This is a genomic window from Clostridium sp. JNZ J1-5 (genome assembly GCF_053901425.1).
Genome location: NZ_CM132773.1, coordinates 3,350,127 through 3,365,000 on the forward strand (window position 1 = coordinate 3,350,127; position 14,874 = coordinate 3,365,000).

At 28.5% G+C, this 14,874-nt stretch carries 16 protein-coding genes (1 of these 16 cut by a window edge); 11 read left to right on the forward strand and 5 right to left on the reverse strand.

Features of this window, described 5'->3' with window-relative positions; all coding sequences use genetic code 11:
- Positions 1-89 precede the first annotated feature (89 nt).
- The 5 genes from ACWW38_RS16040 to larA all read right to left on the reverse strand — a co-directional run bounded on the left by ACWW38_RS16040 (position 90) and on the right by larA (position 6,579).
- Positions 90-2,123 (reverse strand): sensor domain-containing protein, encoded by a 2,034-nt coding sequence (locus tag ACWW38_RS16040; protein WP_456258531.1) that lies wholly within the window; start codon positions 2,121-2,123, stop codon positions 90-92.
- A 369-nt stretch (positions 2,124-2,492) separates the two neighbouring features.
- The gene (locus ACWW38_RS16045) at positions 2,493-3,848 is read right to left on the reverse strand and encodes a DUF711 family protein (RefSeq protein WP_456260475.1); all 1,356 of its coding nucleotides are present in this window, start codon (positions 3,846-3,848) and stop codon (positions 2,493-2,495) included.
- A 17-nt stretch (positions 3,849-3,865) separates the two neighbouring features.
- Complete coding sequence (locus tag ACWW38_RS16050; RefSeq protein ID WP_456258532.1) at positions 3,866-4,135, reverse strand: ACT domain-containing protein; 270 nt, start codon at positions 4,133-4,135, stop codon at positions 3,866-3,868.
- A 202-nt stretch (positions 4,136-4,337) separates the two neighbouring features.
- Positions 4,338-5,213, reverse strand: a complete 876-nt coding sequence (locus tag ACWW38_RS16055) for an MBL fold metallo-hydrolase (RefSeq protein ID WP_456258533.1) — start codon at positions 5,211-5,213, stop codon at positions 4,338-4,340.
- A 91-nt stretch (positions 5,214-5,304) separates the two neighbouring features.
- Positions 5,305-6,579, reverse strand: coding sequence for a nickel-dependent lactate racemase (larA, locus tag ACWW38_RS16060; protein WP_456258534.1), 1,275 nt, complete (start codon positions 6,577-6,579; stop codon positions 5,305-5,307).
- 272 nt (positions 6,580-6,851) lie between these two features.
- Here larA and ACWW38_RS16065 point away from each other — a divergent pair, with 272 nt between their 5' ends.
- From ACWW38_RS16065 to ACWW38_RS16115, 11 genes are all read left to right on the forward strand, one after another.
- Entirely contained in the window at positions 6,852-8,045 is a 1,194-nt protein-coding gene (locus ACWW38_RS16065) for a transglutaminase domain-containing protein (protein ID WP_456258535.1), read from the forward strand.
- A 110-nt stretch (positions 8,046-8,155) separates the two neighbouring features.
- Complete coding sequence (locus tag ACWW38_RS16070) at positions 8,156-9,025, forward strand: radical SAM protein (protein ID WP_456258536.1); 870 nt, start codon at positions 8,156-8,158, stop codon at positions 9,023-9,025.
- A gap of 108 nt (positions 9,026-9,133) precedes the next feature.
- Positions 9,134-9,433 carry a hypothetical protein gene (locus ACWW38_RS16075; RefSeq protein ID WP_456258537.1) on the forward strand — a complete coding sequence of 100 codons (300 nt, stop codon included), beginning with the start codon at positions 9,134-9,136 and terminating at the stop codon, positions 9,431-9,433.
- A gap of 122 nt (positions 9,434-9,555) precedes the next feature.
- Entirely contained in the window at positions 9,556-9,786 is a 231-nt protein-coding gene (locus tag ACWW38_RS16080) for a hypothetical protein (protein WP_456258538.1), read from the forward strand.
- Positions 9,767-10,078 carry a YbjQ family protein gene (locus ACWW38_RS16085; RefSeq protein WP_456258539.1) on the forward strand — a complete coding sequence of 104 codons (312 nt, stop codon included), beginning with the start codon at positions 9,767-9,769 and terminating at the stop codon, positions 10,076-10,078. Before ACWW38_RS16080 ends, ACWW38_RS16085 begins: the two co-directional genes overlap by 20 nt.
- Positions 10,079-10,160: 82 nt before the next feature.
- Positions 10,161-11,012, forward strand: coding sequence for a PHP domain-containing protein (locus tag ACWW38_RS16090; protein ID WP_456258540.1), 852 nt, complete (start codon positions 10,161-10,163; stop codon positions 11,010-11,012).
- Positions 11,013-11,051: 39 nt separating this feature from the next.
- Positions 11,052-11,276, forward strand: coding sequence for a hypothetical protein (locus ACWW38_RS16095; protein ID WP_456258541.1), 225 nt, complete (start codon positions 11,052-11,054; stop codon positions 11,274-11,276).
- Between the two features lie 23 nt (positions 11,277-11,299).
- Positions 11,300-12,457 (forward strand): amidohydrolase, encoded by a 1,158-nt coding sequence (locus tag ACWW38_RS16100; RefSeq protein ID WP_456258542.1) that lies wholly within the window; start codon positions 11,300-11,302, stop codon positions 12,455-12,457.
- A 139-nt stretch (positions 12,458-12,596) separates the two neighbouring features.
- Positions 12,597-13,715, forward strand: coding sequence for a transglutaminase domain-containing protein (locus ACWW38_RS16105; RefSeq protein WP_456258543.1), 1,119 nt, complete (start codon positions 12,597-12,599; stop codon positions 13,713-13,715).
- A 109-nt stretch (positions 13,716-13,824) separates the two neighbouring features.
- Positions 13,825-14,682, forward strand: a complete 858-nt coding sequence (locus ACWW38_RS16110) for an undecaprenyl-diphosphate phosphatase (RefSeq protein ID WP_456260476.1) — start codon at positions 13,825-13,827, stop codon at positions 14,680-14,682.
- Positions 14,683-14,861: 179 nt separating this feature from the next.
- On the forward strand, positions 14,862-14,874 hold the start of the coding sequence (locus ACWW38_RS16115) for a hypothetical protein (RefSeq protein ID WP_456258544.1). It continues 431 nt past the right edge of the window; 13 of the gene's 444 nt are visible here — the first part of the coding sequence; it begins with the start codon at positions 14,862-14,864; its stop codon lies beyond the right edge, outside the window.

Below are 14,874 nucleotides of genomic sequence, written 5' to 3' on the forward strand. Positions count from 1 at the left end.
TTTTTTGTACAACTTATATAAACTTCAGTATTTATATAAAAATTATTAAGCAACTCGTATGCCATATTCAAAACTATTGGTCAATTTTATTAATCAAATGTTTTAATTTTAAATTTACTGTTTTTTGAATAACTACACTTTAATATAGATTCTAATTTATTTGAAGGCAATGGTTTGCTAAAAAAATAACCTTGTATAGTATCGCATTTTTGGGATTTGAGTACTTCAAGTTGTTCTTTAGTTTCTACACCTTCTGCAATTACATCCATATTTAAATTGTGTGCTAGTTGTATGAGAGTATTGGCGATAGCTTTTTCATTTTCGCAGTAGGCTATTTGATCTACAAAAGATTTGTCAATTTTCAATGTATTAATGGGTAAGTATTTTAGATGATTTAAAGAGGAGTAACCAGTACCAAAGTCATCTAATAAAACTTTAACACCTATAGCTTTGAATTTATTTAAAATTTTTATTGCCATATTCATATCACAAATAGTTGCTGATTCAGTTATTTCTATATGAAGCCAACGGGATGATAGTTTAGTTTTATTTAGAATTTCTTGGATTTTTTCAAAGAGATTTTGTTGTTTAAATTGGTTGGCAGATATATTAATAGATACGGGGACTAATTTATAACCTTTATTTTGCCATTCTTTAAGCTGATTACATGTAGTATTTAAAACAAATTCATCAATTTCATTAACAAGACCTCTTTCCTCGGCTAGGGGAATGAATTCATTTGGGGAAATAAATCCGTATTTAGGATGGTGCCATCTTACTAATGCTTCTAATCCTACTAATTCTGAGGTTTTTACATCTATTTGAGGTTGGTAATAGACACTAAATTCACTTTCTTTACAGTTTAATAGTGAAAATCTTAAGATTTTTTCTAGTTCCATTTTTTTAACTAGATTGTCATTTATCTCTTTAGAAAATAATTGATAAGTATTTTTTCCTAAGGATTTTGCATGATACATAGTGGTATCTGCATTTTTAAAAAGATTTTGAATGTCAGTACCGTCAATTGGAAAAATCACAATTCCTATACTAGTAGTAACAAAAGTAGATAATCCATTAACTATAAAAGGTTTGCATAATGATTTTAAAACTTCATTTGCTAAATTAGTAACACAATTTATATCTTTAATATTAGGAATTATTATTAGAAACTCATCTCCGCCTAGACGAGATATGGTCATATTTTTATCAATAAAGCTTTGAAAAGATTTGGCTACCTCTACTAAAAGCTTATCTCCAAAAGAATGTCCAAAAGTATCATTAATAGACTTAAAATTATCTAAATCCATGTATAGTAATCCTACTTGAGTATTATTACTCTTAGCTTTTTTTAGTTCGTTTTCTAATTTTAAATTTAGCAAAGTTCTATTTGGCAAATTAGTAAGAGGGTCATAGTAAGCCAGTCTATACATAGCTTTTTCAACTTCTTTAAGAGATTCTTGACTAGAGTGAAGCTCTATAAAACGTTTTTTTAATTCTTCTTGAGCAGAAGAGAGCTTATTGTTAAGCATTTCTAATGATTTATAGCTAGTAACTAGTTTTTCTTCTGCATTTTTACGGGCGGATATGTCTGTTCCCATTGCAATAAATATAGAGGGCTTATTATGCTTGTCGTATATTATTGAATTATTCCAAAGTATGCTAATTTTATCACCAGATTTATCAAATACATATGTTTCATATGGAGCAGGAATTATACCTTTACTTAAATCACCAAATCTAGCCATCATAAGGTTTTTCAGTTCATTATCAACTAAATTTCCATCCCAACCTAAACCTAACATTTCATATTCTTTGAAACCAGTTAGTATTTGAGCATAATTATTAAATTTTAAAAGTATTCCTTTTTCCTTCCATACTAAAATAATTAAATTAGCATTATCAAGAATACTATTTACTAAGTTATTCCTATCATTGAATAAATCAACCATATATTCTAATTCTTTTTTATTATCATATAGTTTAAAATTAGCCTTATATAGATTTTTTTTAAAATATAATATGTATGTTAGCAAAGAAAAAATAAGAAAAAGTAGAATAATAATATTGAAAAGACTGTTGCTTTCTATATTATTTAAAATATACACGATATTTTTCATCCCCATAATCTTACCCCCAGATAAAAACCCTAATTTGTATGATGATATTTATATTCGATAATATTATAACAAAATCCTTTACAATTTTATAAAAAAATTCAGATTTTTATAAATAATGGTAATTATAGATTTGAAAGTTTTCTATGCTGTTTTAAATTCAGCAGGAATTTTATATGTTTCAAGAAAAACAAAGCAATGAAGTACAGCTTTAATTTACAAAAATAACATTATGAATTAAAAATTATAAGTAATTTTATTAAAAGATTATATGAATAAAGAAGTGGTATATTGTACATACGTATAATATACCACTTCCTCTATTATTAAATATTTTTTTGTTAGACATTGATAATTTAAAGCTTCATTTTTTATTATTTAGTTCTTAAAACTATGGATAGGAGCAGGAATTTGTCCTCCTCTTCTAATGAAATCAGCACTGCTGAATTTGCTTACGCTCATAATAGGTGCCCTTCCTAATAGACCACCAAATTCAACCATATCACCTATAGTTTTACCTGGAACAGGAATTATTCTAACAGCGGTAGTTTTATTGTTTATAACGCCTATAGCAGCTTCATCAGCAATAATAGCAGATATAGTTTCAGCAGTAGTATCTCCAGGAATTGCAATCATATCAAGTCCAACAGAGCAAACACAGGTCATAGCTTCAAGTTTCTCAATATTTAGAGAATTGTTTAAAACTGCATCAATCATTCCTGCATCTTCACTTACTGGTATAAATGCGCCGCTAAGACCGCCAACTTGGGAAGCAGCCATAATTCCACCTTTTTTTACTGCATCATTTAGAAGGGCTAATGCTGCAGTTGTTCCGTGAGCACCACAACTTTCTATACCCATTTCCTCTAGGATATGAGCAACACTATCTCCAACAGCTGGAGTAGGAGCTAAGGATAAATCAATTATACCAAATGGCACATTAAGTCTCCTTGAAGCTTCAGATGCGACTAATTGTCCCATTCTTGTTATTTTAAAAGCTGTTTTCTTTATAGTTTCAGCTACTACGTTAAAGTTTTCGCCTCTAACTGTTTCTAGTGCAGCTTTCACAGTACCGGGACCACTTACACCTACATTGATAATACATTCAGCTTCTCCAATTCCGTGAAAAGCACCAGCCATAAAGGGGTTATCTTCTACGGCATTTGCAAATACAACTAGTTTAGCACAACCAAGTCCATCTCTATCTTTTGACAGTTCTGCTGTTTGTTTTATGATTTCACCCATTTCTCTTACTGCATCCATATTTATTCCTGTTTTACTAGTAGCTATATTAACAGATGAACAAACTTTATCAGTTATACTAAGGGCTTCAGGGATAGAAGAAATTAATATCTTATCTCCCTTGGAATACCCTTTATGTACAAGAGCAGAAAAACCGCCTATAAAGTTAACTCCTACAGCATTAGCTGCTTTGTCTAGAGTTTTAGCAAATTCCACATAGTTAGTATCATCGCAGGATTCAGCTATTAAGGATATAGGTGTAACAGAGATTCTTTTATTGATTATAGGGATTCCATAATCAACTTCTATTTCATTTCCAACTTTAACTAAGTTTTCTGCATATTTTGTAATTTTATCATATATCTTTTGACGTGATTGCTTGCCATCAAATCCGCAACAATCTCTTAAAGATATACCCATGGTAATGGTACGAATATCTAATTTTTCTTTTTCTATCATTTTTATAGTTTCTATTATATTGTTCTGGTTTATCACGTTAACACCCACCTTTAAATATTGTGCATAGCATCAAATATTTCTTCATGTTGTATCCTTATGGATAAGTCTAATTCTTTTCCAAGTGAATCTAGCACTTCTTTTAATTCTTTAAAGGACTTTGATGATTTGGATAAATCAACTAGCATTATCATTGTAAAATAATCTTGAAGGATAGTTTGACTTATATCTAAGATGTTTACATTTGAATCTGCTAAAACTCTGCTTACAGCAGCAATAATACCGGTTTTATCTTTGCCTATTACAGTTATAATGGATTTCATAATATACCCCCTAATCATTTTGTTAAGTTTTATTTTGGAATGATACAGCCCCAATCTCCATGAATATATATAATGGTAGATTATTTATATAAAATATATCATATATTAAATGGGCATAAAACACAATATATTCTAAATATTGTGTAAACGTTATTGTAAAAATAAAAGCAGCTTAACATAAAAGCTGCTTTTATAAATTCAGTTAAGTGGTTATATCAGATATATCTAATATTTTTCCAGTGTTGTTTATAAAAAAGTTTTTAGATTGCCTTTTGAATTGATCTATGGCCTTATCTCCTGTACAATGGGACACTCCAATTAATTCTATGTTCATATCATTAAAATATTCAATAGTTCTTTTTATACGGTACTCATCAGCTTCTATAAGATGAGTTCCACCTATAACTCCATATATGTTTTTATTACTTCTACGCCTTATAGTTTCGATGATGTTTACAATTCCTGGATGAGAACATCCAACTAATATTAATAAACCTTTTTTTGTGTCAATTGAAAGAGCAACTTCATCCTTAAATAAATCAAGTACTATAGTATTATTTAATTTAACTTTCATATTTTTATTTATAGTTTCAAAGCTGCAACTTTTATGAAAATTAGTGTGTATAGTTATATTTGGAGTTAAGTTTAATGAATTATTTGTAATATAATTAATAGTTATATCCTTGTCCAAAATAAATTCTTTATGAAAATCTACTCCAATATATTTAAGCTGTTTATTCTGTGAAACATCAACAGAATTTTTTAATTGAGTTTCATAATATTTATCCTGGTGGTTAAAGAAGTATTTACTAACATATAAGCTGGGCTTAGAAGTGATTGTATCCAGCAATGGTTTTAGTCCATTAGAGTGATCATAGTGAGCATGGCTTAAGATAATATACTTAATGCTGTTTAAGTCAATATTTAGACTTTTCGCATTTTTTATAAAGTTATTACTTTGTCCAGTATCAAACAATATGTTTCCATAAGGAGTCTCTATGAAAATAGATAAGCCGTGCTCTCTTACTAAGCTTAAATCTTCTCCTAATGTATTTTCTATTAAAGTTATAATTTTCAAACAAATCAACTCCTTAAAAGTATCTGTAGAAATACATATACTATAATAGTAAACCTTTAGGAGAAGAATGTTAATATATAATAATTTATTTTTAACGGACAATTAGAGAAACACCATCAGGAATTACAGTAACTTTGGCGTCATATCCCTTAATTTTGAAAGCTTTTTCTAAGGCTTCTTCAAATGTATAAGCATGATCCATATGCATTTTTCTTATCATTTCAGGATCTACATGTTTTGATACTAATATTACTTTATGATTATTTAATATTCTTGATAAAATTTGAAATTCCCATTGATCAGGTTCAGTATCATTCCTATGAATCTTTAAAACTCTATCAAGAACTTCTTGAGGAGATTTAGAATTAACTAAATTATCGTAAAAAGATTGTCCACCATGACCATCGTTACAAGCAGAAATCATAATTATAACTCCATCTTTTTTACAGGTAGCTTCGGCGGCAGTCATACCTTTTACAGATTGGTAAACGTTTTGATCTAAAGGATAACCACCATTAGTTGAAACAACTATATCAGCTTCTACTTTATCTACTCCAGCTAATTCAGATACAAATTTACATCCAGTTTCATGAGCAAGTTTACTATCGCCAGCAAATGCCTTTATAACTTTTTTATCAGCATCAATAACCACGTTAAGAATAAAGGCTAGGTTAGATTTTTCGGCAGCGTAGATCATATCTTTGTGTATTGGGTTATTTTCTAGTAAACCAGTTCTCGCATGAGGGCTAGCTATAAATTCAGAACAATGATTAGCCATTATTGTTTTTGCAGAGGCTATTCCAGGAAGTATGCTTTTTCTACCACCGGAAAATCCAGCAAAGAAATGAGGTTCAATAAAACCTTCTGCTATAAGTAAATCTGCTTCCATAGCTAACTTATTTATTTTTAATTCAGCACCAGATGGCAATGTACCAAGAGAAACCATACTAGCATCATCAGTTGAAATATGATTAATTATAGTTTCATTTTCTACAATTTCTTTACCCATTTTATTAATTAGTTCTTCTTTAGTGGATTGTCTGTGGAAGCCGGTGGCTATAAGTATTGTAATTTTAGCAGTCGGATTAGTTTTTCTGATTCTGTTTAGAAGTATAGGTAGGGTTATTTTACTTGGAACAGGACGAGTATGATCACTAGTTATTATAACTATATTTTTTTTGTCTACAGCTAATTCTTCAAGAGATTTGCTTTCTATGCAATTATCTAATGCATCATTTACAATCTCTTCTTGAGATTTATCAGGTTTAAAATTATGTGCTTTAGATGTTAAAACACCTACTAAATTTTTATCTGGAACATCGATTTCCCACATTTCTTTTGAGTATGGAACTTTAATTTTTGTCATTTGAATTACCCCCAACATTAATATTTTTTACAGTTATATTTTAACACATGGTATGAGGTATTACCAGTTCATATGATAGAAAATTATGATTATTTAAAATACATAACTTAAATTTTCTATCTATATAAAGATAATATATTATGGTATTCTATAAACATAGTTTTTGGCTTTAGGTAGTTTTTATTTTTTATAAGAAAGTATATTTTAAAAATGTAAAAACGTGGATAAAGAGGATATTTGGCTTCAGATAAACTTTTAGAGGGGGAAAATAAATGACTATTAACAAAAGAAGTTGGAGATTATTATTGATAACATTGCTAATAGTATTTTCGTCAATGACAAGAATTACATTAGCTGCAGAGAATAACTATATGGTTTGGGCTCCTAAGGATAATGTTCCAGTAGATAAAATTTGGAATATAAAATTCAACAATTCCTTAGACAAAACTACAATGTACGATAATATTAAAATAATAACAGAAAATACAAATGAAGTAGTTGAAACAAATTTAAACTATGATACAATTAATAAATCTATAAGTATAAAACCTCTTAAAAAATATGAATATAATAGTAGTTACATACTATTAATTGATTCTGGAATAAAGACAGAAAAGGGATTAAGTATAGTAAAACCTATAAAGTTAAAGTTTAAAACACAATCTTCGACTAATAATAGTCTATTAAAAGAAAAATTTGATGATCCAGGAACTATAATTAGTAGTTCAGAAGATTTTTGTAATGCGCTAAGATATGGACTAGCTAATTTTAAAAGCCAAATAAAACTTACAATAAATAATTACAATTCAGAGGATTACAGATTAGACTTTATAAATGAAATAATAAATGAAAATCCTCTCTTAGATTATGGATATGCAGGAGCAAGTGCAAGTATAGTATATGGAAAGATGAATAGTGCTACTATGACTATTAGTTTGAAATATGAATACTCTAATGAGTATATGGAGAACATGAGAAAAGCATCACAAAATAAAGCTGCAGAAATTATTTCAAATATAATAAAACCAGGAATGACAGATTATGAAAAAGAGTTAGCAATCCATAATTATATAGTAAATAATGCAAAATATGATACAAGATTATACGATGGAGATATGCCTAATGAATCCTATTTAGATTACGGTGTACTTGTAAAGGGTACAGGAGTATGTGATAGCTATGCTAGAACTATGTACAGGCTTTTAAATACAGCAGGAATTCAGTGTATTTATGTAACTGGAGACGCATATGATGGAAATGACATTATACCTCACGCATGGAACATCGTAAAAATTGAAAATAAGTATTATCAGTTAGATACAACTTGGGATGATCCAGTAGTCATTGGTGGTGGAGATATGTTAAGTTACAGTTACTTTAATGTAACTGACGAAAAGTTGTCAGAAGATCATATATGGGATAGAAGTAAATATCCAAAGTGTTATGATACAAAGTTTACTAAATAATAAGTATTTCATGAATCTTCGTGTTAGAAATTAGGTATTATATACACAGATTACTACACCAATCATGGAAGAAAGTTTTAAGATATAATATTTATAAGGAGATGATACTAATGAGATATGAAGGTGCTGTATATAGGCCTCCTAGTGAAGCTTATAGCTTGATTATTCAAGTTACATTGGGATGCTCACATAATAAGTGTACTTTTTGTAATATGTATAAGGATAAAAAGTTTAAAATAAGAAAGTTAAATGATATATTTGAAGATTTAGAAATGGCAAGAGAATATTATAAGACAGTAAAGAGAGTATTTCTAGCTGATGGAGATGCTTTAATATTAAAGACAGAAGATTTAGAAGCAATTCTAATTAAAATAAAGGAGCTTTTCCCGGAATGCAATAGGATAGGAATATATGGAACTCCTAAGGACATTTTAAGAAAAAGTGAGGAAGAGTTAATAAAACTTAGAGATCTAGGTCTTGATATAATATATCTTGGTATTGAGAGTGGAAGTGATGTAATACTGAAAGATGTAAAAAAAGGTGTAAATGCAAGTGAAATGATAGAAGCAGGAAAAAAGGTTAAGAAAACAGGTATAAAACTTTCAGTTACAATAATATCTGGCCTTGGAGGAAAAGAGAAATGGATGGAACATGCCGTGGAATCTGCAAAGGTTGTAAGCAGTATAAATCCAGATTATGTAGGCTTACTTACGTTGATGGTTGAATCAGAAACCGAAATTTACGAAAAAATTGTAAGTAAAGAATTGACATTGCTTTCTCCTATAGAAGTTATGATGGAAACTAGAGAATTTATCAAAAATTTAGATGTAGATAATTGTGTATTTAGGAGTAATCATGCTTCAAATTATGCACCATTAGCTGCAACATTAAATGAAGATAAGGAAAGATTATTAAAACAAATTGATGGTATTATTGAAAATGGAAGTGGATTCAAGGAAGAATATTTTAGAAGATTCTAAATTTAATAGATTATTAATACTTTTTTAAGAAGCATTTAATATTGTATTGTTTAAAGTGTGATATAATTTAATAACAATGAACCTAAATGTTAAAGAGAGGGATATGTTATGGAATATTTAAATCACAATTTTGGATTTAAAAGAAATATAAAAGCTGCCTTAATTTCAGTAGCTGTATTTTTGTTTATTATATTTATACTACAAGGAATTGCTATATTAATTCCTGTGAGTATAGGTATTTGGGGAATTTTTAAAGGGGTAAACTTTATAAAGAGTAAATTTGCGAAATTTAAGAAGGTAAATAGTAAAATTGAAAACTTCCAGGTTTATGAATACAATGTGAAAAATGATAGTGATGTATACAATTCTGAGATAATTGATGTAGAATATGAAGAAGTAAATAAGTAAATAATAAGAATGACAATACTTGTATTGTCATTCTTATTATTTATACTTAATTAAAATATATATTTAAGTCTATAATAAATGTATGATATTATATTATTAGTAATATTAAGGGGGAGGAAAAGTTGAAAAAGGGTGTAATTCCTGCAATTATAATAACAATAATAGTAGGTACTTTTATAATATTATATGCTGTAGGAATTAGTATTGGACTTATTGAAACACACATTCCTTTTGGAATAGTTTTATTTGTAGCGTTAATTTTTGTAATAATTTTAGCTATGCTTATATATACTTTAATTTTAAGAATAAAAGAAATAAAAGGGGAGAATGAAGATGATATTAGTAAATACTGATTTTATAACTGGAAAGGAATTAGAAACTATTTCTATGGTGAAGGGTTCAACAGTACACTCAAAGCATTTAGGAAAAGATATAATGAGTGGTCTTAAAACTTTAGTAGGTGGAGAGATAGCATCTTATACTGAGATGATGAATGAAGCAAGATCTATAGCTACAAAACGTATGGCTGAAGAAGCTGAAAAGCTTGGTGCAGATGCTGTAATAAATATAAGATATGCATCAAGTGCTATAATGCAGGGAGCAGCAGAAGTTATAGCTTATGGTACAGCAGTAAAGTTTAAATAGTTATAGAAGTGCTAAGTCTTATTTGGGGATTTAGCACTTTGTTTGTAATAAAAACTAAAGTATCTTATTAATGAGGTGAATCATGGCTAAATTAAATGAAAATTCTAAACTAGATTTGCATATCCATTCAAATGCTTCTGATGGTACTCTTAATCCAAAAGAAATTGTAGATGAAGCTTTAAAATGTGGATTAAACTTAATAGCTTTAACTGACCATGATGAATTTAGAAATGTAGAGGAAATTAAAAGTATTGCTAAAGATCATGGCATATCTCTTATACCTGGCATTGAAATATCCAGCACTTTTCAAGGAAATTTATATCATATATTAGCTTATGGTACAAATAATAACAATAAAGAACTAGTAGATTTATTAGATTATAATAAATATTTGCTGGAAAAGAGAAATGATAATTCAATAAAGTATTTAATAGAAAAAGGATATGATATAGATTATGTAGAGTATGAAAATTATGATTATGATGTGAGAAAAGGTGGATGGAAGGCATTAAATTTTTTAATAGATAATGGAATATGTAAAGATGTAGGTGATTATTTTAATAGATTATTCTATAAGGAAAAAACAATTATATTTCCAGAGTTTTCTTTAACAGATAAAGTTATAAAAATTATAAAAAACTCCGGAGGAATTCCTATATTGGCCCATCCCTATTATGAAGGAGATAATATGCCTGTAGAAGCAAAGCTAAGACCTTTTTTAGAAATGGGTATAATGGGAGTTGAATGTTTTCATCCAAATCATAGTAAGGATATAATGCATAAGTGTGTACAATGGTGTAAAGAAGAAAAACTAATTTACACATCTGGATCTGATTTTCATGGTGGATTTATTGAAGTAAGAAGAATGGGAAGGCCAGAGACTAGAATAAAGGATGTAAATTTAGGTGAATTAATTGAACTAGTATATGAATAATATAGAAATAGATTAAAATATAAAAAAGGGGGTATTTAAATGGCTACTTTATTTGGAATTTTATTTTTTATAGTTATTTTAATTGTTGTTTTAGCATTAGCAGGAGCAATAATTCTTCCAATTGCCGGAATAGCTTTAGCGGTTGCAATTGTCATGACAATTATAGGACTTGTATTTAGCATATTTAAATTTATATTTTCAATACCAATGCTAGTTATAATTGTTGTATTAGCTATTTTATATAAGAATAGGAAAAGAATTTAGTCCTAAAAACTGGGGGGATAAAGATGATTTTAGTAAAAAACGGTAAGATAATCACTATGGCTAACAAAGACTATGAAAATGGATGCATACTCATTAAAGATGGAAAGATTTTAAAAGTTGCAGAAAACATAGAAGTAGATAAAGATGTAGAGATAATAGATGCAAAAGGAGGCTGGGTTTTACCTGGATTAATTGAGTCACATTGCCATATAGGCATATACGAACAGGATATGGGTTTTGAGGGCTTAGATGTGAATGAAGCTACAGATCCAATTACTCCTGAGCTTAGAGCTATAGATGCAATAAATCCTATGGATACAGCTTTTGACGATGCAGTTAGGGCTGGTGTTACCACTGTGATGACTGGTCCTGGGAGTGCAAATGTTATAGGAGGACAATTTGTTGCAATGAAAACAAAAGGAGTTTGCATAGATGATATGATCCTTCTAGAACCTTCTGCTATTAAAGTGGCTTTTGGAGAAAATCCCAAAAGAGTTTATAAGGATAGGAAGAGGATGCCAACTACTAGAATGGCAACAGCTTCACTTCTTAGAGAAACTTTAATAAAAGTTAAAGATTATAAATTAAAAAAAGAAAAAACTCTAAAAGAAGAAAGTGATTTTGATAAAAACTTTAAATTAGAGGCACTGTTACCTGTAATAGATAAAAAGATTCCGTTGAAGGCTCACTGTCATAGGGCAGATGATATTCTAACGGCCATTAGAATAGGAAAAGAATTTGATTTAGAACTTACTTTAGATCATTGTAGTGAAGGTCATCTTATAGCAGATTATGTTAAGCAGTCAGGAAGATGCGCAATTATTGGGCCGAGCCTTACATCTAGGTCTAAGATAGAATTAAAAAATAAAAGTTTCAGCACTCCAGCAGTACTCTCTAAAAACGGAGTTAAGATATCTATTATGACAGACCATCCAGTAACCCCTATTCAATACCTGCCGATTTGTGCTGGGTTAGCTGTTAAAGAAGGATTAGATATGAAAGAAGCATTAAAAGCTATTACTATTAATGCTGCAGAAATTTGTGGAGTTTCAGATAGAGTAGGAAGCATTGAAACGGGAAAAGATGCTGATATTGCAATTTTTGATGGTAATCCATTAGAGACTCTTACAAGTACACTTTATACTATAATAAATGGGGAAGTAGTATATAGGTCTGAATAAGTATGAGGAAATCTAAATATTGTATAGCAAATGCAAATCTATATTAATATAAATAAAAAAACTACGATACTATTAAAGTATAAGTAGTTTTTTATTTATATAAATTTATTTTAATAAGGTATAGATAGGGTGATTTACTATGAGAAGCATGAGGGAAAGAATTATAATAATTATTATACTATTAGGTTTAGCTTTTTTTGTTGGAATACAATTAAAAGGAAGGGAAAAGGAAGTTGGTCTTAAAATAGATAAGTGGGACAATCTATATAATAATAAAAATATACATGTATATTACGATATTGAAGATAAACAGCTATTAAATGATTTAAAAGACAGATTTAAAATACAGGAAATTACTAATGGAAAAATAGATGAACTTGATAAAAGTATTGATATAATTAATTGGATAAAAAATAATATGAAGTATTCAAAGAGCATTAAACCTTTTGAAGGGAATAAAGGAGCTTTTGATATACTCGAAGATAAGGAAAATAAAAAGGAGTTTTCAAATAAAGAAATATGTACAGTATTTAATGAATTTGCCATAGCGGCAGGCATTAAATCTAGGATTGGAGAATTGATTGTTTCAAATAAAGAAAAAGTTTCTGATAATGATATATTTATGGTTTGTGAGATATGGAGTGATAAGCACAATAAGTGGATAATGATAGATCCATCCAATAGAATATACATAACAGAAAACAATACACCTTTGTCTGTAATAGAAGTTATAAAAAAAGGGATAGATAATCTTAATATAATAGAATTAAGTAAAAGTAAAAGTTATAAGAAGCAAATGAAAAAATATTTTTATGCATATGCAATTAGTATTGATAATAGTATTTATAGTATAAAAAAAAGTAACTCTTATCTTTGTTTTGCAAAAGACATGAATGAAATAAACATTCCATCTAAAGCTTTACTAAATTCTCCAACGATTTTTACAAATGATGAACATCTATTTAATTTATCACCTAAAGTAGTACATAAAATATCAAAAAATGATGATAAACCTACTTTAATATTTTCTAGAAAAAACAATACTAATAATAAAGATGTAAAACTATCATTTCTTGGTGGAGTATTTAAAAATAGTGAAATGGTAGACAAATATTATATAAGCATTAATGATGGACCGTTTAAAGAAGTAAATAAGTATTTTGATGTAGATATTAAATCAGGATTAAATACAATTAAGCTATCTCAAGATGGAAAAATAGTATCTAGAGAAGTTATACTGGAATACTCAGATAAATAGCACTTATAAAAAGGTGGACAAAAAACGGTTAAAAAGAGTATAATTCTAAATAGATTTTAAATGTCTTAAGTTGAACTTGGTAAGTAAATAAGGAAGCGAGAGTGAAAGGATAATGCATAACTTAATATTTATTTTGAAGGCTATAATCATAGGTATAGTTGAAGGAATTACGGAATTTTTACCAGTTTCTTCTACAGGGCATATGATTATAGTTGGCCATCTGATTGGGTTTAAAGAGGGAGGAGTACCAGCTGCTCTATATACAAAACAATACATAGATGCTTTTACAATGATAATTCAGTTAGGTGCTATTTTAGCTATTGTGGTTTTATACTGGAATAAAATTATGAAAACTTTTCAAAATTTTTCTCCTAAAAAACCAAAGTCAGGCTTCAAATTTTGGTTTAATATTTTTGTAGCATGTATACCAGCAGGAGTTTTAGGGCTTACATTTAATGATTGGATTGAAGAAAAACTATTTAATCCCATTACTGTAACTGCAGCACTTTTGGTAGGGGCTATATGGATGATATTTGCTGAAAAAAAATATAGAGGTAAGTACACTACTAAAACTATAGATGATATTAATATAAAACAGGCTTTTTTCATAGGATGTTTTCAATGTCTAGCACTTTGGCCAGGCATGTCAAGATCGGCTTCAACTATAATAGGAGCCTGGATTGCTGGATTATCAACAGTTGCAGCTGCTGAATTTTCATTTTTTTTAGCATTACCTGTAATGGTTGGAGTCACTTTAAAGTCTCTTTTAGATATTAATATAGCTGCTTTAGGAATGGTACAAATTATAGCTCTTATTGTTGGTTTTATTGTTTCATTTATTGTTGCTCTAATTGTTGTAGATAAATTTGTAAGTTTCTTAAAAAAGAGACCTATGAGAATTTTTGCTATATACAGAATATTAATTGGAATAATTCTACTTGTATTAATTATTTTTAATATAATTTAAATTAATATATAATTTTATATAGAAATTTTAAAAGCTGAGATTTATTTCTCAGCTTTTTATTTTACTAATCATTTTTTCTTGTTTAATGGGTAATAATAAATTTAGAATAAAATTATATAAGTAAAGAATAAATTTATTTTACTTATAAAAAACACTAATTTATAAAGGAGTGTTATGTAATGGATTGGAATA

Bases quoted from the DNA above. Each gene is read 5' to 3' on its own strand.
- ACWW38_RS16100 (WP_456258542.1), top strand. From the start codon at position 11,300: ATGATTTTAGTAAAAAACGGTAAGATAATCACTATGGCTAACAAAGAC.
- ACWW38_RS16065 (WP_456258535.1), top strand. From the start codon at position 6,852: ATGACTATTAACAAAAGAAGTTGGAGATTATTATTGATAACATTGCTA.
- ACWW38_RS16090 (WP_456258540.1), top strand. From the start codon at position 10,161: ATGGCTAAATTAAATGAAAATTCTAAACTAGATTTGCATATCCATTCA.
- ACWW38_RS16105 (WP_456258543.1), top strand. From the start codon at position 12,597: ATGAGAAGCATGAGGGAAAGAATTATAATAATTATTATACTATTAGGT.
- larA (WP_456258534.1), bottom strand. From the start codon at position 6,579: ATGACAAAAATTAAAGTTCCATACTCAAAAGAAATGTGGGAAATCGAT.
- ACWW38_RS16050 (WP_456258532.1), bottom strand. From the start codon at position 4,135: ATGAAATCCATTATAACTGTAATAGGCAAAGATAAAACCGGTATTATT.
- ACWW38_RS16040 (WP_456258531.1), bottom strand. From the start codon at position 2,123: ATGGGGATGAAAAATATCGTGTATATTTTAAATAATATAGAAAGCAAC.
- ACWW38_RS16095 (WP_456258541.1), top strand. From the start codon at position 11,052: ATGGCTACTTTATTTGGAATTTTATTTTTTATAGTTATTTTAATTGTT.
- ACWW38_RS16070 (WP_456258536.1), top strand. From the start codon at position 8,156: ATGAGATATGAAGGTGCTGTATATAGGCCTCCTAGTGAAGCTTATAGC.
- ACWW38_RS16075 (WP_456258537.1), top strand. From the start codon at position 9,134: ATGGAATATTTAAATCACAATTTTGGATTTAAAAGAAATATAAAAGCT.
- ACWW38_RS16085 (WP_456258539.1), top strand. From the start codon at position 9,767: ATGATATTAGTAAATACTGATTTTATAACTGGAAAGGAATTAGAAACT.